Raw genomic sequence first — 19938 nt, 5'->3', positions numbered from 1 at the left:
ATCGACCCCCCGGCTACATGGGCGCGCAGCGCCTGGCCAAGGGCCCCACCCGATGAATGCTCCGACCGCGTTGAATACGCTGTTGTCACAGGCCGCAGAGCCCGTACGACTGCGCGAGATCCCGTACAACTACACCAGCTTCTCCGACCGAGAGATCGTGATTCGCCTGCTGGGCGAGCGCGGCTGGGAATTGCTCCAGACCCTGCGCGCCGAGCGCCGCACCGGCCGATCGGCGCGCATGCTCTACGAAGTGCTCGGCGACATCTGGGTGGTGCAGCGCAACCCCTACCTCGTCGATGACCTGCTCGACAACCCGCGACGCCGCGGCCAGCTGGTCGATGCCCTGCGGCACCGCCTGGCCGAGGTGCAGAAGCGCCGCACCCCCGACAGCGACCTGCCGCGCGACCAGCTCGTGGGTGAACTCACCGGCCTCGTGGGCGAGGCGGTGGCGGCCTTCGACACCAAGTTCCGCGACGTCGCCGCCCTGCGCCGCAAGGCCACGCGCGCACTGCGCCGGCTCACGGCCAAGGACAACATCAAGTTCGACGGCCTGTCGCGCGTCTCGCACGTCACCGACGCCACTGACTGGCGCGTGGAATACCCGTTCGTCGTGCTGTGCCCCGACACCGAGGCCGAGATGGCGCTGCTGGTGAAGGGCTGCATCGAGCTGGGCCTGACCATCATCCCGCGCGGCGGCGGCACCGGCTACACCGGCGGCGCCATCCCGCTGACATGGAAAAGCGTGGTCATCAACACCGAGAAGCTCGAGGCGATGACCGAGGTCGAGCACGTCTCGCTGCCCGGCCTCGAAGCCCGGGTGCCCACCATCTGGACCGAAGCCGGCGTGGTCACCCAGCGCGTGGCCGATGCGGCCGAGCGCGCTGGCTTCGTGTTCGCGGTCGACCCGACCTCGGCCGAGGCCTCGTGCGTCGGCGGCAATGTGGCCATGAACGCGGGCGGCAAGAAGGCCGTGCTCTGGGGCACCGCGCTCGACAACCTCGCCTCGTGGCGCATGGTGACGCCGCAGGCCGAATGGCTCGAAATCACGCGCATCGGCCACAACCTCGGCAAGATCCATGACGCCGAGAGCGCCGTGTTCGAGCTGCAGTACTACGCGGCCGACGGCAAGACGAAGCTGCGCACCGAGCGCCTCGACATTCCCGGCCGCACCTTCCGCAAGGAAGGCCTCGGCAAGGACGTGACCGACAAGTTCCTCTCGGGCCTGCCGGGCATCCAGAAGGAGGGCTGCGACGGCCTCATTACCAGTTGCCGCTGGGTGGTGCACAAGATGCCCGCGCACACGCGCACCGTGTGCCTGGAGTTCTTCGGCAACGCCAAGGACGCCGTGCCCAGCATCGTCGAGATCAAGGACTTCATGTTCGCCGAGCAGAAGCGATCGGGGGTCCTGCTGGCCGGCCTGGAGCACCTGGACGACCGCTACCTGAAGGCCGTGGGTTACGCCACCAAATCGAAGAAGCACGGCGGCCTGCCGAAGATGGTGCTGTTCGGCGACATCGCCGGCGACGACGCCGATGACGTGGCCCGCGTCACCTCCGAGGTGGTGCGCATCGCCAACTCGCGCAGCGGCGAAGGCTTCATCGCCATCAGCCCCGAGGCGCGCAAGAAGTTCTGGCTCGACCGCAAGCGCACGGCCGCCATCAGCAAGCACACCAACGCCTTCAAGATCAACGAAGACGTGGTGATCCCGCTGCCGCGCATGGCCGAGTACAGCGACGGCATCGAGCGCATCAACATCGAGCTCTCGCTGCAGAACAAGCTTGCGCTCACCGACGCGCTCGAAGCCTTCCTGCTGCGCGGCAACCTGCCGCTGGGCAAGACCGACGATGCGCATGAAATCCCGGCGGCCGAGCTGCTCGAAGACCGCGTGGCGCAGGCCGTGGCGATGGTGCAGAGCGTGCGTGCGCTCTGGGCCGAATGGCTGCGCGACGTCGACACGCTGTTCCCGCAGCTGCAGGACCACACCCTGCGCGCCAGCTGGAAGACCCAGCTGCGCCAGCCGCTGCAGGAAATCTTCAGCGGCGTGGAGTTCGCACCCATCGTTGCCGAATGCGTGGCCATCCACAAGCAGGTGCTCAAGGGCCGCGTGTGGGTCGCGCTGCACATGCATGCGGGCGACGGCAACGTGCACACCAACATTCCCGTCAACAGCGACAACTACGACATGCTGCAGACCGCGCATGCCGCGGTGGTGCGCATCATGGCGCTGGCGCGCAGCCTCGACGGCGTGATCTCGGGCGAGCACGGCATCGGCATCACCAAGCTCGAGTTCCTGAGCGACGAAGAGTTGCGTCCGTTCACCGAATACAAGGCCAAAGTCGACCCCGAAGGCCGCTTCAACAAGGGCAAGCTGCTGCGCGCACCGGCAGGCCAGGTCCAGGAACTGCATGCCGACCTGACCAACGCCTACACGCCGAGCTTCGGCCTCATGGGGCACGAGTCGCTGATCATGCAGCAGAGCGACATCGGCGCCATTGCCGACAGCGTGAAGGACTGCCTGCGCTGCGGCAAGTGCAAGCCGGTGTGCGCCACGCACGTGCCGCGCGCCAACCTGCTCTACAGCCCGCGCAACAAGATCCTCGCGACCTCGCTGCTGGTGGAGGCCTTCCTCTACGAAGAGCAGACGCGGCGCGGCATCAGCATCAAGCACTGGGAAGAGTTCGAGGACGTGGCCGACCACTGCACCGTGTGCCACAAGTGCCTCACGCCGTGCCCGGTGAAGATCGATTTCGGCGACGTGTCGATGAACATGCGCAACCTGCTGCGCAAGATGGGGCAGAAGAGCTTCCGTCCCGGCAACGCGGCCGCGATGTTCTTCCTCAACGCGACCAATCCGCAGACCATCAAGGCGGTGCGCGCGGGCATGGTGGGCGTGGGCTTCAAGGCGCAGCGCCTGGCCAACGACCTGCTGCGCGGCTTGGCGAAGAAGCAGACCTCGGCGCCGCCGGCCACGCTCGGCCCGGCACCCGTCAAGGAACAGGTGATCCACTTCATCAACAAGAAGATGCCGGGCAACCTGCCGAAGAAGACGGCGCGCGCGCTGCTCGACATCGAGGACGCCGACTACGTGCCGATCATCCGCAACCCGAAGGCGACCACCTCGGAAACCGAGGCGGTCTTCTACTTCCCGGGGTGCGGGTCGGAGCGGTTGTTCTCGCAGGTCGGCCTCGCCACGCAGGCCATGCTGTGGCATGCGGGTGTGCAGACCGTGCTGCCGCCGGGCTACCTGTGCTGCGGCTATCCGCAACGCGGCAGCGGGCAGTACGACAAGGCCGAGAAGATGATCACGGACAACCGTGTGCTCTTCCACCGTGTGGCCAACACGCTCAACTACCTCGACATCAAGACGGTGGTGGTGAGCTGCGGCACCTGCTACGACCAGCTGCAGGGCTACCAGTTCGACAAGATCTTCCCGGGCTGCCGCATCATCGACATCCACGAGTACCTGCTGGAGAAGGGCATCACGCTGGCCGATGCCGGCGGTGGCGGCTACCTCTATCACGACCCGTGCCATTCGCCGATGAAGCAGCAGGACCCGATGAAGACCGTGAAGGCGCTGGTCGGCGACAACGTGCTCAAGAACGACCGCTGCTGCGGCGAGTCGGGCACGCTGGGCGTGTCGCGGCCGGACATCTCGACGCAGATCCGCTTCCGCAAGGAAGAGGAGCTGAAGAAGGGCGAAGCCGCGCTGCGCGACAGCGGCAAGGTCGGCGAGAAGGACAACGTGAAGATCCTCACCAGCTGCCCGAGCTGCCTGCAAGGCCTCTCGCGCTACGGCAACGACCTGAACAACGGCCTGCTCGAAGCCGACTACATCGTGGTCGAGATGGCCAACAAACTCCTCGGCAAGGACTGGATGCCCGAATACGTGGCCGCGGCCAACCAGGGCGGCATCGAGCGGGTGCTGGTATGACGGCGCAAGGCTGCCCGCTCTGCGAAGGCCCTGGCGGACGCGTCGTGTTCGAGGGCGTGAAGCTGCGCGTCGTCCACGCGGAAGAGGCGGGTTTCCCGGCCTTCTATCGCGTGGTCTGGCGCGCGCATGCGCCGGAGTTCTCGGACCTCGACGCCGCCGACCGCGCGCTGTGCATGGATGCGGTGGTGGCGGTGGAGCAGTGCCTGCGCGAGCACCTGCATCCCGCCAAGATGAACATCGCCGCGCTCGGCAACATGGTGCCGCACCTGCATTGGCACGTGATCGCGCGTTTCGCCGATGACAGCCATTTCCCGGGCTCGGTATGGGCACCCGTGCAGCGCGAGCGGAATATCGCGCACGAGGCGCATGTCGCTGCGCGCCTGCCGGCCGTCGAGGCCGCGATGATCGAACGCCTGGGTACAAGGAGCTTCTGATGGCAGGCTTGAAACAGGGCGCACCGACGCCGCAGTCGATTACCGTGCACGGCCAGTCGCGCGTGCTCGAAGTGGGCTTCTCGGATGGCGCGACCTTCCGCATTCCCTTCGAGCTGATGCGCATCTACTCGCCGTCGGCCGAGGTACAGGGCCACGGTCCGGGCCAGGAAATCCTGCAGACGGGCAAGCGCGACGTCGAACTCGTCGACCTCGAAGCGGTCGGCAACTACGCCGTGCAGCCGACCTTCAGCGACGGCCACAGCACCGGCATCTACTCGTGGGATCTGCTCTACGAACTGGGCGCGAAGCAGGCCGAGCTGTGGGCTGCCTACGAGCGCCGGCTGGCCGAAGCGGGCGTCGAGCGCGACACGCCGATGCTCGACAAGGGCGGCCACGCCTGCGGCAGCCACTGAGCCGCGAATCCGCGCGGTGCTCTTGAAAAGATAGCCCTGCGCCCAGGAAGGACGGGCGGAAAAAGCAACAAATGTCCGCCGTGCGCGCGGGGTCGTCGGCTTGATGTGAGGGCTTCCGGCCTAACATCGGTTGCATGAGTACCACACACTTCGGCTTTGAAACGGTCGACGAAAGCGAGAAGGCACGCCGCGTGCGCGGCGTCTTCGATTCGGTCGCCTCGCGCTACGACGTCATGAACGACCTGATGTCGGCCGGCCTGCACCGCGCCTGGAAGGCATACACCGTGATGGTCGCGAACGTGGGCGAAGGCTCGCGCGTGCTCGACATCGCGGGCGGCACCGGCGACCTCGCGCTCGCCTTTGCCAAGAAGGTCGGCGCCACCGGCCAGGTGGTCCACACCGACATCAACGAAGCCATGCTGCGCACCGGCCGCGACCGTCTGCTCGACGCCGGCGTGTTGCTGCCCACCATGGTCTGCGACGCCGAGAAGCTGCCCTTTCCCGACGATCACTTCGACGTGGTGACGGTGGCCTTCGGCCTGCGCAACATGACGCACAAGGACGCCGCGCTGAAGGAAATGAACCGCGTGCTCAAGCCGCGCGGCAAGCTGCTCGTGCTCGAGTTCTCGAAGGTCGCGAAGCCGCTCGCCAAGGCCTACGACTGGTACTCCTTCAACGTGCTGCCGCGCCTGGGCAAGCTCGTGGCCGGCGACGACGCGAGCTATCGATACCTCGCCGAATCGATCCGGATGCATCCCTCGCAGGAGGAACTCAAGACCCTCATGAAAGAGGGCGGTTTCGGACATGTGGACTATCACAACATGACAGGGGGAATCGCCGCCCTCCATGTTGGAATCAAGTGTTGATGAAGCGAATCTTTCGCTCAAGAGGAGACGACATGAAGAGTTTGGGTTCTTTGTTTTTGGCAGCTGCATTGGTGCTGGTCAGTGTCCAGGCCGAGGCTGCGCGCATGGGCGGCGGCAAGTCGTTCGGACGCCAGTCGTCCAACGTGACGCAGCGCCAGGCCACGCCTCCGGCAGCGCCGGGCGCGCCCGCGCAGCAGAACGCGACCAATGCGGCAGCGGCGAAGCCCGCAACGCCCGCACCCGCGGCGGCCGCGCCGAAGCGCCCGTGGGGTGCGATGCTCGGCGGCCTTGCCGCCGGCCTGGGTCTCGCATGGCTCGCGCACTCACTCGGCCTTGGCGCGGGCTTCGGCAACATCCTGCTGATCGGCCTGCTCGTTCTGGCAGCGGTAGTGGTGTGGCGCATGATCAAGTCGCGCTCGCAGCCTGCCGGCAACCGCCAGGGCGGCTTCGCCTTCCAGGGCGCGGGCGCCAGCCCGAGCAACGCCAGCGCGCCGGCGCAGTACAGCCCGGCCAACGTGGGCAACGACGCATCGGCACGTCCATGGGAGCGCAATGCCGCCGCCTTCGACGCAACCCCGTCGAACGACGCGCCGCACGGCAGCAGCCTCTCGGCTGCGGGCGCTGCGGCCGGTGGCAGCATGATCGGCTCGGCACTTGGCGGTTCGCAGTCCTGGGGCATCCCTGCGGGCTTCGACGTCGACGGCTTCCTCAGCGCCGCCAAGCGCAACTTCGTGACGCTGCAGGATGCCTGGGACCGCGCCGACGTGTCGATGCTGCGTTCGATGATGACCGACGGCATGATCGACGAGATCCGTACCCAGCTGGCCGACCGCGCCAGCCACACGGGCGGTGCCTCGAACAAGACTGAGGTCGTGATGCTCGACGCCAAGCTGCTCGGCATCGAGGAACTGCCCGATGCCTACATGGCCAGCGTGGAGTTCTCCGGCATGATCCGCGAAGACGCCTCGGCCGGCCCGGGCCCGTTCCGCGAAGTCTGGAACATGACCAAGCCGACCAGCGGCAACAGCGGCTGGCTGGTCGCTGGAGTGCAAGCACTGCAGTAAAAAAGCTGAAACGCGGTCCTCACGGGGCCGCGGCACAGACGAGATAATGGGGACATGGCCACACCATCGTCCCCATTTTCTTTTCTCGGCGACCTCTTCAACCGCATCGGCGAGCGTCTGCAGCCGCCGGACTGGGCGGTCCACGAGATCCAGCATCGCGCGGTCCTGTTCCTGAACCACGTGCTGCAGCAGGAGCCCGAGGCCCAGCAGCGGCTGCTGCGCCAGCAGGGGCGGGTGGTGCGTTTCCAGTGGCGCTTCGTGACGATGGAGCTGGTGGCCACGCCGGCCGGCCTGCTCGACCTGGCGCCTGAGGGCTCGGTGCCCGAACTGACGCTCACCGTCATCGACGAATCCCCCTTCGACATCGCCCGCGCTACGCTGCGCGGCGACAAACCCACCGTGCAGATCATCGGCGACGTGCAGCTGGCGGCCGAGGTCAACTGGCTGGTCGACCACGTGCGCTGGGACGTCGAGGACGACCTGGCCCGCCTGATCGGCGACGTGCCCGCTCACACGCTCGGCAATGGCGTGCGGCGCGTCGTGGGCGCGCTGCGCCAGTTCGTCGGCGATCGCACGGCCAAGGCCGGCGGCTCGGCGAGCGCGGCCGAATGAGGCGCTTCTACCGCGGCCTGTACATCGTCTGGGTCGCACTGCGCTACGGCCTCGACGAGCTCGTGCTCACGAGCTTTCAGAAGCCCTGGCTGCGCGTGGTGGCGCGTGTGGTCTCGTTCGGGCGCAACCTCGATGCGCCGCGCGGCCAGCGCCTGCGCGAGGCGCTCGAACGGCTTGGCCCCATCTTCGTGAAGTTCGGCCAGGTGCTGTCGACCCGGCGCGACCTGCTGCCGCCCGACATCGCCGACGAACTGGCCTTCCTGCAGGACCGCGTGCCGCCGTTCCCGTCGGCGGTGGCCATCGCCACCATTGAGCGTGCGTTCCGCCGTCCGGTGGGCGACGTGTTCGTGCAGTTCGACGAAACGCCCATTGCCAGCGCGTCGATCGCGCAGGTGCATTTCGCAACCATCCGCACCAACCAGGGCGAGGTGCGCGAAGTGGCGGTCAAGGTGCTGCGTCCCAACATGCGCGGCGTGATCGAGAAAGACCTGGCGCTGATGGCCATGATGGCCGGCTGGATCGAGAGCCTCTCGGCCGACGGCAAGCGCCTGAAGCCGCGTGAGGTGGTCGGCGAGTTCGACAAATACCTGCACGACGAGCTCGACCTGGTGCGCGAGGCCGCCAACGCGGCCCAGTTGCGCCGCAACATGGCCGAACTCGACCTGGTGCTGATCCCCGAGATGTTCTGGGACTTCTGCCATCCCGAGGTCATCGTGATGGAGCGCATGAAGGGCGTGCCCATTGCGCAGATGGACCGCCTGCGCGCGGCCGGCGTCGACATTCCCAAGCTGGCGCGCGACGGCGTCACCATCTTCTTCACGCAGGTGTTCCGCGACGGCTTCTTCCATGCCGACATGCACCCCGGCAACATCCAGGTGAGCCTGGCGCCCGAAACCTTCGGGCGCTACATCTCGCTGGACTTCGGAATCATCGGCACGCTGACCGAGTCGGACAAGGAGTACCTCGCGCAGAACTTCGTGGCCTTCTTCCGGCGCGACTACAAGCGCGTGGCCGAGCTGCACCTCGAAAGCGGCTGGGTGCCGGTGGGCACCCGCATCGACGAACTGGAGGCGGCCATCCGCACCGTCTGCGAGCCGTACTTCGATCGTCCGCTGAAGGAAATCTCGCTGGGCATGGTGCTGATGCGCCTGTTCCAGACCTCGCGCCGCTTCCACGTCGAGATCCAGCCGCAGTTGGTGCTGCTGCAGAAGACGCTGCTCAACATCGAGGGGCTGGGCCGCAACATCGACCCCGAACTCGATCTCTGGGCCACGGCCAAGCCCTTCCTCGAGAAATGGATGGTCGACCAGATCGGCCCCAAGAAGCTGTTCCAGCAGCTCAAGGCCGAGGCGCCCAGGTACGCCAAATTGCTGCCCCAGCTTCCTCGATTGCTGCACGATTTCCTGGAGAATCGCCCCGCCGACAACCGCCGCGAGCTGCTCGAACTGCTGGCCGAGCAGAAGCGCACCAACCGGTTGCTGCAGACCATCGTCTACGGTGGCATAGGTTTTGTATTGGGGTTGCTCGCCATGCAGTTGTTGGTGCGCGTGCGCCTGTTCTAGGCGCCGGCTCCTCTCTCGCGCTCAATTTTTTCCGGAGGATAAGTCCCATGAAATCGATGTCGCTGCGTCCCGGCCGGGTCCTCGGTGCGCTTGCCGTAGCCGCCGCCGTGCTGGGTACGACCGCTGTCCGTGCCGAGGAAGAGAAAGTCCTTAACATCTACAACTGGGGCGACTACATCGCCGCCGACACCGTCGCCAACTTCGAGAAGGAAACGGGCATCAAGGTCCGCTACGACCTGTTCGACAGCAACGAGGCGCTGCACGCCAAGTTGGTCGCCGGCATGAGCGGCTACGACATCGTCGTGCCCGGTTCGCACTTCGCCAAGATGCAGATCCAGGCCGGCCTGCTGCAGAAGCTGGACAAGTCGAAGATCCCCAATCTCGCCAACCTCGACCCCGCGATCCAGGCTCAACTGGCCAAGATGGATCCGGGCAACGACTACATCGTCGACTGGCTCTGGGGCTACACCACGGTGGGCATCAACGCCGACAAGGTCAAGGCGGCGCTGGGCAGCACGCCCATGCCCGACAACGCCTGGGACCTGGTGTTCAAGCCCGAGTACGCCTCGAAGCTCAAGGGCTGCGGCGTCTCGTTCCTCGACACGGCTTCCGAGATCCTGCCGATCGCGCTGAAGTACATCGGCAAGGACCCGCGCAGCAAGGACCCGGCCGACTACAAGGCCGCCGGCGACATGCTCAAGGCCGTGCGGCCCAGCGTGACGCGCTTCTCCGGCTCGGGGTCCGACTACATCGACCAGATGGCCAAGGGCCAGCTCTGCGCCGTGATCGGCTGGTCGGGCGACATCATGATCGCCAAGGACAAGTCGGCCAAGGCGAAGAATCCGCAGAACCTCGAGGCGCTGGTGCCCAAGAGCGGCGCGCTCCTGTTCTTCGACACCATGGCCATTCCCAAGGACGCCAAGCATCCGGAAAACGCCTACAAGTGGATCAACTACATCCTGCGGCCCGAGGTGCATGCATCGCTCACCAACAAGGTGTTCTATGCGAACCCCAACAAGGCGGCGATGAAGTTCGTCAACCCGGCGCTGGCCAAGGACAAGGCGGTGTTTCCACCGGCGTCCGCGCTGGAGGGGATGATCCCGCCGGACACGCCCGACCAGGCTACGCTGCGGCTGGTCACGCGCACCTTCACCAATTTCAAGGCCAACCGCTGAGCGCGCTGATTAAGAGTCGTCATGAGTGTTCCCAACGAGGCAGGCGCTTTCCTGCGCATCGAGGCCGTCACCAAGGACTTCGGTGACTTTCGCGCGGTCAACGAGGTCAGCCTGGACGTCGCGCGCGGCGAGATCTTCGCCTTGCTCGGTTCGTCGGGCTGCGGCAAGAGCACCTTGCTGCGCATGCTGGCCGGCTTCGAGCTGCCTTCGGCGGGGCGTGTGCTGCTCGACGGCAACGACCTCGCGGGCCTGCCGCCGTACAAGCGGCCGGTGAACATGATGTTCCAGTCGTACGCGCTGTTTCCGCACCTCACGGTCTGGGACAACATCGCCTTCGGCCTGCGCCGCGACAAGCTGCCCAAGGCCGAGATTGCCGCCCGCGTCGACGAGATGCTGCGCCTGGTGCAGCTCACGAGCTTCGCCAAGCGCAAGCCGCACCAGCTCTCGGGCGGGCAGCAGCAGCGCGTGGCGCTGGCGCGCAGCCTGGCCAAGCGGCCGAAGCTGCTGCTGCTCGACGAGCCGCTGGGCGCGCTCGACAAGAAGCTGCGCGAGGCCACGCAGATCGAGCTGGTCAACATCATCCGGCAGGTCGGTGTGACCTGCGTGATGGTCACGCACGACCAGGAGGAGGCCATGACCATGGCCTCGCGCATTGCGGTCATGAGCGAAGGGCGCTTCCTGCAGGTCGGTGCGCCGGCCGACGTCTACGAAACCCCGGCCACGCGCTTCGTGGCCGACTTCATCGGCAACGTGAACCTCATGGAGGGCAGCGTGGTGGCCGACGAAGCCGATCATGTCGACATCCAGTGCGCCGACGTGCTGCATCGCGTCGGCCACGGGATCACCGGCTACCAAGGCCAGACCGTCACGGTGGCAGTGCGGCCCGAAAAGATCCACCTGAGCCCGGGCGAGCCCGAGGGCGCGCACAACAAGGTCCGGGGCACCGTCGAGGCCTCGTCCTATTTCGGTCTCTACACCGTCTACCACCTGCGGCTGGCGAGCGGCGGCGTGCTCAAGGTCAACGTCGAGAACGAGACCCGGCACCGCGACGGCCTGCCCGCGCAGGGCGATGCCGTCTGGGCCCGTTGGCTGCCGACCTCGCAGGTCGTGCTGACCCAGTGAGCAAGGAGGCGAGCATGGCTTCCATCACCGACAGCAAGGACCGGCCTCGCCGCCTGCAGGGCCGGCAGCTCGTGTTCGGCGTGCCCTACCTGTGGCTGCTGGTGTTCTTCCTGCTGCCTTTTCTTATCGTCTTGCGCATCAGCTTCTCCGAGATGGACGGCGCGAAGATCAGCGACCTGATCGGATGGGCCGACCAGCAGCTGTCGATTACGCTGAAGCTGCAGAACTACATCACGCTGTTCCAGGACGACCTGTACTTCGCGACCTACGGCCACTCGCTGGTCTACGCGGCGATCACCACCCTGATCTGCCTGTGCATCGGCTATCCCTTCGCCTACTTCATGGCGCGCGCGGCGGCCGCTCTGCAGCCGCTGCTGCTGATGGGCGTGATGCTGCCGTTCTGGACCAGCTTCCTGCTGCGCGTCTATGCTTGGAAGGGCCTGCTCGACGCCCAGACCGGCTGGGTCGGGCGGGCGCTGGCGTTCCTGCACGTCGACCAGGTGCTGCTGCCGCTGGGCCTTATTTCTTCGCCCGGGCAGTTCATGTACAGCCCGTTCTCGCTGGTGCTGGGCATGGTCTACACCTACCTGCCGTTCATGGTGCTGCCGCTGTACGCCACGCTCTCCAAGATGGACCTGCGGCTGCTGGAGGCGGCGCAGGACCTCGGCGCGACCGCCTGGCAGGCCTTCTGGCGCATCACCGTGCCGCTTTCGCGCAGTGGCATCGTGGCGGGCGCCATGCTGGTCTTCATTCCCTGCGTGGGCGAGTACGTCATTCCGGAACTGCTGGGCGGCCCGCAGACGCTGATGATCGGGCGCGTGCTGTGGGACGAGTTCTTCTCCAACAACGACTGGCCGATGGCCTCCAGCGTGGCCGTGGTGATGGTGCTGCTCATCATCGTGCCGCTGGCGCTGCTCAACAGCAGCCAGGCCAAGGCCAGATCGAAGGGGCTGGGCACATGATCGCCACGCCTGCCGGCCGCTGGACCAGCCGCATCTGGCTGTTGCTGGGCTTCGCGTTCCTCTACCTCCCGATCGTCGCGCTGATCGTCTTCAGCTTCACCGATTCGCCGGTGCCCAACGTCTGGGCCGGCTTCAGCCTGCGCTGGTACCACAAGCTGGTGGGCGACGACGAGATTCGCGAGGGCCTGTTCGTCTCGCTGCGCATTGCCGCGGGCACCGCCACCGGCGCCGTCCTGCTGGGCACGCTGGCCGCCTTCGCGCTGGAGCGTTTCCCCCGTTTCCGAGGGCGCACGGCCTTTGCTGGCATGGTCAGCGCGCCGCTGGTGATGCCCGAGGTCATCGTGGGGTTGTCGCTGCTGCTGATGCTGGTGTCGGCGCAGCGCGTGTTCGGTTTCCCGGAGCGAGGGCTCACAACCATCTGGCTCGGGCACATGCTGGTCGGCATGGCCTATGCCACGGTGGTGATCGGCGCCCGCCTGCGCGACCTCAACCCGCAGTACGAGGAGGCGGCCCAAGACCTGGGCGCGCGCCCGCTGCAGGTTTTCTTCCTCGTGACGCTGCCGATGATCGCGGAGTCGCTGCTGGCGGCCTGGCTGCTGAGCTTCACGCTCTCGCTCGACGACGTGGTGATGTCGGCCTTCCTGTCCGGGCCCGGCTCGACCACCCTGCCGCTCGTGATTTTCTCGCGCGCCCGGCTGGGGCTCGACCCGACGGTCAATGCCCTGGCCACGGTGGTGATCGTGCTGGCCGCGATCTTCGTGGTGGCCTCCAGCTACCTGATCGCCGCGCGGGAGCGGCGCCGGTACAGAGAGGGGCAGGCAGCTCTGGGCGGGGGCTAGGGCCTCGCGCCTATAATCGAGGGTTTTGCGAGCGGCGGCTGCGCCGCTTTTTTCACCCCCAATCTCCATGCCCATCTACGCCTACAAGTGCAGCGCCTGCGGCTTTGCCAAAGACGCTTTGCAGAAGATGTCCGACGCGCCCCTCACGGTGTGTCCGGCGTGCGGCGCGAGCGCGTTCGAAAAGCAGGTCACTGCCGCCGGCTTCCAGCTCAAGGGCTCGGGCTGGTACGTGACCGATTTCCGTGAGGGCGGCGGCAAGAAGTCCGAGCCCTCCACGGCGCCCGCGTCCAGCAGCGGCGGCAACTCCGCCGAGTCTTCTTCGCCCGCCGCCGCCCCGAGCCCCGCTCCGGCGCCCGCCGCACCGGCCCCCGCGCCGGCTGCGGCCAGCAGCGACTGATCGATTCCGACCGCCATGCTCGCCCTGCGCAAATGGTTGCTGTCCGGCCTGCTGGTCATCGTGCCGCTGGTCATCACGCTCGGCGTGCTGAACTGGATCATCGGCACGCTCGACCAGACGCTGTGGCTGCTGCCCGCGCAGTGGCAGACCTGGCTCAGCGACCACAAGGTGCGCGGCCTGGGCGTCCTGCTCACGCTGGCCATCCTGCTGGTGGTGGGTGCCACGGCCAGCAACTTCGTCGGCAAGCGCCTGCTCGGCTGGGGCGACGCCGTGGTGCGCCGCATCCCGGTGGTGCGCTCCATTTACTCCAGCGTCAAGCAGGTGTCGGACACGCTGTTCTCCGAGAACGGCAATGCCTTCCGCACGGCGGTGCTGGTGGAGTGGCCGCGCGAAGGCGTGTGGACCATCGCCTTCGTGACCGGCGCGCCCGGCAACGAAGTCGCTGAACACCTCGGCGAGGGGGAATTCCTCAGCGTCTACGTGCCGACCACGCCCAACCCGACGGGCGGCTACTTCGTGATGCTCAAGCGCAGCGACTGCATCGAACTGAAGATGAGCGTGGACGAAGCGCTCAAGTACATCGTCTCGATGGGGGTGGTCGTTCCAGGCGGCCCCGCCACGGTGGCGGTGAAGTCTTCCAACTCATAAAAACGAACGCGCCCATAAGGCGCCGGAACAGATTCCTATGGCCATGCGTACTCACTATTGCGGTCTCGTGACCGAAGCCCTGCTGGGCCAGACCGTCACCCTGTGCGGTTGGGTCAACCGCCGCCGCGACCACGGTGGCGTGATCTTCATCGACGTGCGCGACCGCGAAGGCTACGTGCAGGTGGTGTGCGACCCCGACCGCGCCTCGACCTTCGCCGTCGCCGAGAACCTGCGCAACGAGTTCTGCGTGCAGATCACCGGCCTGGTGCGCGCGCGCCCCGAAGGCACGACCAACGACCAGCTCAAGAGCGGCAAGATCGAAGTGCTGTGCCATGAACTGAAGGTGCTGAACCCCTCGGTCACGCCCCCGTTCCTACTGGACGACGACAACCTGTCGGAAACCACCCGCCTCACGCACCGCGTGCTCGACCTGCGCCGCCCGGCCATGCAGCGCAACATGATGCTGCGCTACAAGGTGACGATGGAAACGCGCAAGTTCCTCGACGCCAACGGCTTCATCGACATCGAGACGCCGATGCTGGGCAAGTCCACGCCCGAAGGCGCGCGCGACTACCTCGTGCCCAGCCGCGTGCACGACGGCAGCTTCTTCGCGCTGCCGCAGTCGCCGCAGCTCTTCAAGCAGCTGCTGATGGTGGCCGGCTATGACCGCTACTACCAGATCGTGAAGTGCTTCCGCGACGAAGACCTGCGCGCCGACCGTCAGCCCGAATTCACGCAGATCGACATCGAGACCTCGTTCCTCGCCGAAGAGGAAATCCGCGAGATGTTCGAAGGCATGGTCCGCACCATGTTCCGCAACGCCGCAGGCATCGACCTGCCGGTGTTCCCGACCATGTCGTACGGCGACGCGATGTTCAAGTACGGCTCGGACAAGCCCGACCTGCGCGTGAAGCTCGAGTTCACCGAACTCACCGAGCTGATGAAGCGTGTGGAATTCAAGGTGTTCTCGAACGCCGCCACCATGAAGGGCGGCCGTGTGGTCGCGCTGCGCGTGCCGGGCGGCGGCGCCGAAGGCGGCCTGTCGCGCGGTGAAATCGATGCGTACCAGGAATTCGTGAAGATCTACGGCGCCAAGGGCCTGGCCTACATCAAGGTCAACGACGCAGCCGCCGGCCGCGAAGGCCTGCAGAGCCCGATCGTGAAGAACCTCGACGACAGTTCGTTGGCCGAGATCATCGCCCGAACGGGCGCGCGCAACGGCGACATCCTGTTCTTTGGTGCCGACAAGGAAAAGGTCGTCAACGACGCCATCGGCGCGCTGCGCGTGAAGATCGGCCACAGCGCCTTCGGCAAGAAGGCCGGCTTGTTCGACGACCGCTGGGCGCCGCTCTGGGTGGTCGACTTCCCGATGTTCGAGTTCGACGAGGAAGGCCAGCGCTGGAGCGCCGTGCACCATCCGTTTACCGCACCGAAGGACGGCCATGAAGACCTCATGGACACCGCACCCGAGAAGTGCATTGCCAAGGCCTACGACATGGTGCTCAACGGCATCGAGATGGGCGGCGGCTCGGTGCGTATCCACCGCGAGGAAGTGCAGAGCAAGGTGTTCCGCGCGCTGAAGATCAGCGCGGAAGATGCGCAGCTCAAGTTCGGCTTCCTGCTCGATGCGCTGCAGTACGGCGCGCCGCCGCACGGCGGCATCGCCATCGGCCTGGACCGCCTCGTCATGCTCATGACCGGCGCCGAGTCGATCCGCGACGTGATCGCCTTCCCCAAGACCCAGCGCGCACAAGACCTGCTGACGCAGGCACCGAGCCCGGTCGACGAGAAGCAGCTGCGCGAGCTGCACATCAAGCTGCGCAATACGCCCCAGGCGGCCTGAGTACACGGCTTGGCACCGGCGGAGGTGATTGGCTAAAATGGCTAATCACTCCCCGGAGCCAGCCATGCAAGTCACCGCCACCGAAGCCAAGAACCGATTCGGCTACTACCTCGGTCAAGCCGAGCGCGAGCCGGTGCGGGTTTTAAAGAATGATCGCGTAGCAGCCGTGATCGTTTCGGCAGCACGTTTCGCTGAACTTGAAGCGCTTGAGCCGAAGAAGTCAATGGCTCAACGCAAGCGCGAGTTCAACGCGGAATACAAAGACTGGATCGCCGCGCAGAACGAGTTGGTCGAGAAGCACGGGCTTTGGTGTGAGGGCATGGTGGCGTGGCAGGATGTACCTTGAATGGCGCAGTTCGACGTCTACGAGAATCCGCGGCTCGAGGCACGCCGGACGGTCCCATACGTTCTCGACGTGCAGAGTGGGTTGCTCGATCATTTGTCTACGCGCTTGGTTATTCCCGTGTTTCGCGTCGGCGCGCGCCAGGCGCCAGTGAACTTGTGTCCGACGCTTGAAATCGCCGGCGAGACTTTGTCCCTCATGCCGCATTTGGCGGCCCCTGTGTTGGCCAGACTTCTCAAGAAACCGGTCGCCTCGCTCGCTTCTCGATCCGGTGAAGTAACGGCCGCAATGGATGCGGTGCTCAGTGGCTTCTGACGCACGCCCTTTCAAGATTCCCGAGTCGGTCCTGGTCGTGATCCACACGCCCACGCTCGACGTCTTGCTCATCCGCCGCGCCGACGCCGAGCCCGCGTTCTGGCAATCGGTGACCGGCAGCAAGGACGAAGCCGACGAGCCGCTCGCGCTCACGGCCGCGCGCGAAGTGGCCGAGGAAACCGGCATCCAGTGCGGTGACGGCACGCCGCTCGCGGCGCAGCTGGTCGACTGGGGCCTCACCAACATCTACGACATCTACCCCCGCTGGCGCGCCCGTTATGCCCCGGGCGTGACGCACAACACCGAGCACCTGTTCGGCCTCTGCGTACCCGATCGCCTGACGCCCACGCTCGATCCGCGCGAACACACCGACTGGCGCTGGCTGCCGTACCGCGAAGCGGCCGACGCCTGCTTTTCCCCATCGAACGCCGAAGCCATCCTGTTGCTGCCAGAATTTGCGCGATGAACCAGCCGGCAGCAACAGCAGTGCAGAACCTCCGGGTCGCGACCTACAACATCCACAAGGGTGTGCAGGGCATCGGGCCCGCGCGGCGGCTCGAAATCCACAACCTGGGCCATGCCATCGAGCAGCTCGACGCCGACATCGTCTGCCTGCAGGAAGTGCGCAAGATGAACCGGCAGGCCGCCACACGCTTTGCGCACTGGCCCGAGCTGCCGCAGGCCGACTTCCTCGCGCCCGAGGGCTACACCGCCGTCTACGAGACCAATGCCATCACGCGCCACGGCGAGCATGGCAACGCGCTGCTCACGCGCTGGCCGGTGCTGCGTACCAGCCACCAGGACATCTCCGACCACCGCTTCGAGCAGCGCGGGCTGCTGCACGTGGTGATCGACGTCGAGGGCCGCCGGGTGCACGCCATCGTGGTGCACCTGGGGCTCATCAGGGGCAGCCGGGTGCGGCAGGTCGCGCGCCTGCGCGAGTTCATCGACCGCGAGGTGCCGCCCGACGAGGCCGTGGTGGTCGCGGGAGACTTCAACGACTGGGGTGCTCGCATGCGCTACGCCATGAACGCCATGGGCCTGCGCGACACCAGCGACCTGCGCGGTGCGCGCACGCTCACTTACCCCTCGCGCCTGCCGGTGGCGCAGCTCGACTTTGTCTACGGGCGCAGGTTGACTCCACAGGCCTGCACGGTGCCGCGCGGGCCGATCTGGGCCCGCATGTCCGACCACCTGCCGCTGGTGGTCGATTTCGCGCTGGGCTGAGCTCGCCCCCAGGCTTCGCGCGCTGCGTGTCGCTTCTCCTACCCCTGCCGGGGGCAACACCTGCGGCCCGGCGAAGCCGGTTCCGCGGTGTTCCCCCCTCTGGAGTGCTGAAAAAGGGTTCACTGATACCATGCGCGGATGCTGAGGAAAACCGACGTCGACCCGCGCCCCGATCGAAACGACGATGACGAGGGCACGCCCGTCTCCGTGAAGATCCGCGAGCGCATTACCGCAGCGCGCAAGCGCTTCAACGCCAACGACAACATCGCCGAGTTCATCGAGCCCGGCGAGCTGGAGACCTTGCTCGACGAGGTCGAGGTCAAGATGAAGGGCGTGCTCGAAAGCCTGGTCATCGACGTGGAGAACGACCACAACACCGACAACACGGCGCGCCGCGTCGCCAAGATGTACCTGAACGAGGTGTTCAAGGGCCGCTACGTGGCGCCGCCATCGCTCACCGAGTTTCCCAACGCCGAGCACCTGAATGAGCTGATGATCGTCGGTCCGATCACCGTGCGCAGCGCCTGCTCGCACCACTTCTGTCCGATCATCGGCAAGCTGTGGATCGGCGTGATGCCCAATGAGCACACCAACGTGATCGGCCTGTCGAAGTACGCCCGCCTGGCCGAGTGGGTCATGGGCCGTCCGCAGATCCAGGAAGAAGCGGTGGTGCAGCTGGCCGACCTGATCCAGGAAAAGACGCAGCCCGACGGCCTTGCCCTCGTCATGGAAGCCGAGCATTTCTGCATGGCCTGGCGCGGCGTGAAGGAAATGGACAGCAAGATGATCAACTCCGTGATGCGCGGCGTGTTCCTGAAAGACCCGAGCCTGCGCCGCGAATTCCTTTCCCTCCTTCCCCGAAAGGGCTGAGCCATGCTGGTCCGACTTCTCTACGCCAGCCGCGCCGTCGACACCAGCCCCGAGGCCATCGAGGCGATCCTTGCGCAATCGCGCTCGCACAACACGACCTGCGGCATCACCGGCATCCTCTGCTACGGCGCGGGCACCTTCCTGCAGGCCATCGAAGGTGGCCGCATGGCCATCAGCGAGCTGTACGGCCACATCCAGCGCGACGCGCGCCACAAGGACGTGGTGCTGCTGCATTACGAAGAAATTTCTGAGCGCCGTTTCGGCGGCTGGACGATGGGGCAGGTCAACCTGTCGAAGCTCAATGCCTCGACGCTGCTGAAGTACTCCGAGAAGCCCGAGCTCAACCCCTACGCGGTGTCGGGTAAGGTTTCGCTGGCGCTGCTCGAAGAACTGATGGCCACCGCTGCCATCGTCGGGCGCCACTAACCCCGGAGTGCCACTCTCCGCATTCGCCCTGATCCTGCTCGCCGGGGTCATTCATGCCAGCTGGAACATCGCTGCCAAGAAGGCGAACGGCGATGCGCGCTTCGCGTTCCAGAGCGGCGTGTTCATGGCCCTCGTGTGGGCACCTGTCGGCATCGTGCTCGGTTGGCGTGTGGTTCCGGCCTGGGGCTTGCGCGAATGGGGCTTCGTCGCGCTGAGCGGCGTGCTGCACGTCTTCTACTACGTGATCCTGCTGCGGGGCTACCGCAAGTCCGACCTTACGGTGGTCTATCCGCTGGCGCGCGGTTCGGGCCCGCTGCTGTCGTCGCTGGTCGCGATCCTGTTTCTCGGTGAGACGATCAGCCTGGTCGGCGTGGCAGGCATCTTCGGCGTGGTGCTGGGCGTGTTCCTCGTGGCGGGTGGCCCGCGCTTGTGGCACAAGGAGCATGACGCGGCGCAGCGCGAGCGTGTGCACAAAGGCATTCGCTACGGCGTCCTGACCGGCGCCTTCATCGCGGCCTATACGGTGGCCGACAGCTATGCGGTCAAGTTCCTCGCGATGTCGCCGATCCTGCTCGACTACATGAGCAATTTCGTGCGGCTCGTGCTGCTGCTGCCCGCCGCGCTGCAGGACCGCGCGACCACCGCGCTCATGTGGCGCGCGCAATGGAAGTACGCGCTGCTGGTGGCGGCAATCAGCCCGGTGTCTTATGTGCTTGTGCTGTACGCGGTGCAGCAGGCGCCGATCTCGCACGTCGCGCCAGCGCGCGAGGTGTCGATGCTGTTCGCCGCGCTGATCGGCGGCCACCTGCTGCGCGAAGGCGACCGGCTCTTGCGACTGCTGGGCGCGCTGTTCATCGCCGCTGGCGTCGTGGCGCTCGCGATGGGCTGA

Annotated in this window: 21 protein-coding genes; all 21 read left to right on the top strand. The window is 66.2% G+C overall.

Features of this window, described 5'->3' with window-relative positions:
• The first annotated feature begins 52 nt into the window (after window positions 1–52).
• The 21 genes from ASC92_RS07510 (at window position 53) to ASC92_RS07410 (ending at window position 19938) form a co-directional block, all read left to right on the top strand.
• Window positions 53–3931 (top strand): DUF3683 domain-containing protein, encoded by a 3879-nt coding sequence (locus ASC92_RS07510; RefSeq protein ID WP_056512632.1) that lies wholly within the window; start codon window positions 53–55, stop codon window positions 3929–3931.
• A complete protein-coding gene (locus tag ASC92_RS07505; RefSeq protein ID WP_056512629.1) occupies window positions 3928–4365 on the top strand; it encodes an HIT family protein in 438 nt (145 codons plus the stop codon). Before ASC92_RS07510 ends, ASC92_RS07505 begins: the two co-directional genes overlap by 4 nt.
• The gene (locus ASC92_RS07500) at window positions 4365–4778 is read left to right on the top strand and encodes a gamma-butyrobetaine hydroxylase-like domain-containing protein (protein WP_056512626.1); all 414 of its coding nucleotides are present in this window, start codon (window positions 4365–4367) and stop codon (window positions 4776–4778) included. The genes ASC92_RS07505 and ASC92_RS07500 overlap by 1 nt, the downstream gene beginning before the upstream one ends.
• 134 nt (window positions 4779–4912) lie before the next feature.
• Window positions 4913–5644 carry a bifunctional demethylmenaquinone methyltransferase/2-methoxy-6-polyprenyl-1,4-benzoquinol methylase UbiE gene (gene ubiE / locus ASC92_RS07495; RefSeq protein ID WP_056512622.1) on the top strand — a complete coding sequence of 244 codons (732 nt, stop codon included), beginning with the start codon at window positions 4913–4915 and terminating at the stop codon, window positions 5642–5644.
• Window positions 5645–5676: 32 nt separating this feature from the next.
• Window positions 5677–6708: a Tim44 domain-containing protein gene (locus ASC92_RS07490; RefSeq protein WP_056512619.1), complete on the top strand. Its 1032-nt coding sequence runs from the start codon at window positions 5677–5679 to the stop codon at window positions 6706–6708.
• A 54-nt stretch (window positions 6709–6762) separates the two neighbouring features.
• On the top strand, window positions 6763–7320 hold the full coding sequence (locus tag ASC92_RS07485) for an SCP2 domain-containing protein (protein ID WP_056512616.1): 558 nt from the start codon (window positions 6763–6765) through the stop codon (window positions 7318–7320).
• Window positions 7317–8882, top strand: a complete 1566-nt coding sequence (ubiB, locus tag ASC92_RS07480) for a ubiquinone biosynthesis regulatory protein kinase UbiB (protein ID WP_056512614.1) — start codon at window positions 7317–7319, stop codon at window positions 8880–8882. Before ASC92_RS07485 ends, ubiB begins: the two co-directional genes overlap by 4 nt.
• Window positions 8883–8929: 47 nt before the next feature.
• The gene (locus ASC92_RS07475) at window positions 8930–10057 is read left to right on the top strand and encodes a polyamine ABC transporter substrate-binding protein (RefSeq protein WP_056512610.1); all 1128 of its coding nucleotides are present in this window, start codon (window positions 8930–8932) and stop codon (window positions 10055–10057) included.
• 21 nt (window positions 10058–10078) lie between these two features.
• Entirely contained in the window at window positions 10079–11179 is a 1101-nt protein-coding gene (locus tag ASC92_RS07470; protein ID WP_056512606.1) for an ABC transporter ATP-binding protein, read from the top strand.
• Between the two features lie 14 nt (window positions 11180–11193).
• Window positions 11194–12141 (top strand): ABC transporter permease, encoded by a 948-nt coding sequence (locus tag ASC92_RS07465; RefSeq protein ID WP_056512603.1) that lies wholly within the window; start codon window positions 11194–11196, stop codon window positions 12139–12141.
• Window positions 12138–12980: an ABC transporter permease gene (locus tag ASC92_RS07460; RefSeq protein ID WP_056512601.1), complete on the top strand. Its 843-nt coding sequence runs from the start codon at window positions 12138–12140 to the stop codon at window positions 12978–12980. The genes ASC92_RS07465 and ASC92_RS07460 overlap by 4 nt, the downstream gene beginning before the upstream one ends.
• A 67-nt stretch (window positions 12981–13047) precedes the next feature.
• Entirely contained in the window at window positions 13048–13377 is a 330-nt protein-coding gene (locus ASC92_RS07455) for an FmdB family zinc ribbon protein (protein WP_056512598.1), read from the top strand.
• Window positions 13378–13392: 15 nt separating this feature from the next.
• Window positions 13393–14025 carry a DUF502 domain-containing protein gene (locus ASC92_RS07450; RefSeq protein ID WP_056512595.1) on the top strand — a complete coding sequence of 211 codons (633 nt, stop codon included), beginning with the start codon at window positions 13393–13395 and terminating at the stop codon, window positions 14023–14025.
• A 37-nt stretch (window positions 14026–14062) separates the two neighbouring features.
• Complete coding sequence (aspS, locus tag ASC92_RS07445) at window positions 14063–15868, top strand: aspartate--tRNA ligase (RefSeq protein ID WP_056512592.1); 1806 nt, start codon at window positions 14063–14065, stop codon at window positions 15866–15868.
• Window positions 15869–15932: 64 nt separating this feature from the next.
• Window positions 15933–16214 (top strand): type II toxin-antitoxin system Phd/YefM family antitoxin, encoded by a 282-nt coding sequence (locus ASC92_RS27925; protein ID WP_082519515.1) that lies wholly within the window; start codon window positions 15933–15935, stop codon window positions 16212–16214.
• Entirely contained in the window at window positions 16215–16526 is a 312-nt protein-coding gene (locus ASC92_RS07435; RefSeq protein WP_056512590.1) for a CcdB family protein, read from the top strand.
• Window positions 16516–16992 (top strand): dihydroneopterin triphosphate diphosphatase, encoded by a 477-nt coding sequence (nudB, locus tag ASC92_RS07430; protein WP_082519514.1) that lies wholly within the window; start codon window positions 16516–16518, stop codon window positions 16990–16992. Before ASC92_RS07435 ends, nudB begins: the two co-directional genes overlap by 11 nt.
• Window positions 16989–17753, top strand: coding sequence for an endonuclease/exonuclease/phosphatase family protein (locus ASC92_RS07425; RefSeq protein ID WP_056512584.1), 765 nt, complete (start codon window positions 16989–16991; stop codon window positions 17751–17753). The genes nudB and ASC92_RS07425 overlap by 4 nt, the downstream gene beginning before the upstream one ends.
• A gap of 138 nt (window positions 17754–17891) precedes the next feature.
• On the top strand, window positions 17892–18623 hold the full coding sequence (folE, locus tag ASC92_RS07420; RefSeq protein ID WP_007837141.1) for a GTP cyclohydrolase I: 732 nt from the start codon (window positions 17892–17894) through the stop codon (window positions 18621–18623).
• Window positions 18624–18626: 3 nt separating this feature from the next.
• On the top strand, window positions 18627–19049 hold the full coding sequence (locus ASC92_RS07415) for a BLUF domain-containing protein (protein WP_056512581.1): 423 nt from the start codon (window positions 18627–18629) through the stop codon (window positions 19047–19049).
• 7 nt (window positions 19050–19056) lie between these two features.
• Complete coding sequence (locus tag ASC92_RS07410) at window positions 19057–19938, top strand: DMT family transporter (protein WP_056512576.1); 882 nt, start codon at window positions 19057–19059, stop codon at window positions 19936–19938.

The sequence above is a fragment of the Variovorax sp. Root411 genome (assembly GCF_001425205.1).
Lineage (GTDB): Bacteria > Pseudomonadota > Gammaproteobacteria > Burkholderiales > Burkholderiaceae_C > Variovorax.
This window is presented reverse-complemented; position numbering and strand designations above follow the sequence as displayed.

Coding starts and splice junctions, on each gene's coding strand:
- ASC92_RS07510 (WP_056512632.1), top strand. CDS start 53: ATGAATGCTCCGACCGCGTTGAATACGCTGTTGTCACAGGCCGCAGAG.
- ASC92_RS07505 (WP_056512629.1), top strand. CDS start 3,928: ATGACGGCGCAAGGCTGCCCGCTCTGCGAAGGCCCTGGCGGACGCGTC.
- ASC92_RS07500 (WP_056512626.1), top strand. CDS start 4,365: ATGGCAGGCTTGAAACAGGGCGCACCGACGCCGCAGTCGATTACCGTG.
- ubiE (WP_056512622.1), top strand. CDS start 4,913: ATGAGTACCACACACTTCGGCTTTGAAACGGTCGACGAAAGCGAGAAG.
- ASC92_RS07490 (WP_056512619.1), top strand. CDS start 5,677: ATGAAGAGTTTGGGTTCTTTGTTTTTGGCAGCTGCATTGGTGCTGGTC.
- ASC92_RS07485 (WP_056512616.1), top strand. CDS start 6,763: ATGGCCACACCATCGTCCCCATTTTCTTTTCTCGGCGACCTCTTCAAC.
- ubiB (WP_056512614.1), top strand. CDS start 7,317: ATGAGGCGCTTCTACCGCGGCCTGTACATCGTCTGGGTCGCACTGCGC.
- ASC92_RS07475 (WP_056512610.1), top strand. CDS start 8,930: ATGAAATCGATGTCGCTGCGTCCCGGCCGGGTCCTCGGTGCGCTTGCC.
- ASC92_RS07470 (WP_056512606.1), top strand. CDS start 10,079: ATGAGTGTTCCCAACGAGGCAGGCGCTTTCCTGCGCATCGAGGCCGTC.
- ASC92_RS07465 (WP_056512603.1), top strand. CDS start 11,194: ATGGCTTCCATCACCGACAGCAAGGACCGGCCTCGCCGCCTGCAGGGC.
- ASC92_RS07460 (WP_056512601.1), top strand. CDS start 12,138: ATGATCGCCACGCCTGCCGGCCGCTGGACCAGCCGCATCTGGCTGTTG.
- ASC92_RS07455 (WP_056512598.1), top strand. CDS start 13,048: ATGCCCATCTACGCCTACAAGTGCAGCGCCTGCGGCTTTGCCAAAGAC.
- ASC92_RS07450 (WP_056512595.1), top strand. CDS start 13,393: ATGCTCGCCCTGCGCAAATGGTTGCTGTCCGGCCTGCTGGTCATCGTG.
- aspS (WP_056512592.1), top strand. CDS start 14,063: ATGGCCATGCGTACTCACTATTGCGGTCTCGTGACCGAAGCCCTGCTG.
- ASC92_RS27925 (WP_082519515.1), top strand. CDS start 15,933: ATGCAAGTCACCGCCACCGAAGCCAAGAACCGATTCGGCTACTACCTC.
- ASC92_RS07435 (WP_056512590.1), top strand. CDS start 16,215: ATGGCGCAGTTCGACGTCTACGAGAATCCGCGGCTCGAGGCACGCCGG.
- ASC92_RS07425 (WP_056512584.1), top strand. CDS start 16,989: ATGAACCAGCCGGCAGCAACAGCAGTGCAGAACCTCCGGGTCGCGACC.
- folE (WP_007837141.1), top strand. CDS start 17,892: ATGCTGAGGAAAACCGACGTCGACCCGCGCCCCGATCGAAACGACGAT.
- ASC92_RS07415 (WP_056512581.1), top strand. CDS start 18,627: ATGCTGGTCCGACTTCTCTACGCCAGCCGCGCCGTCGACACCAGCCCC.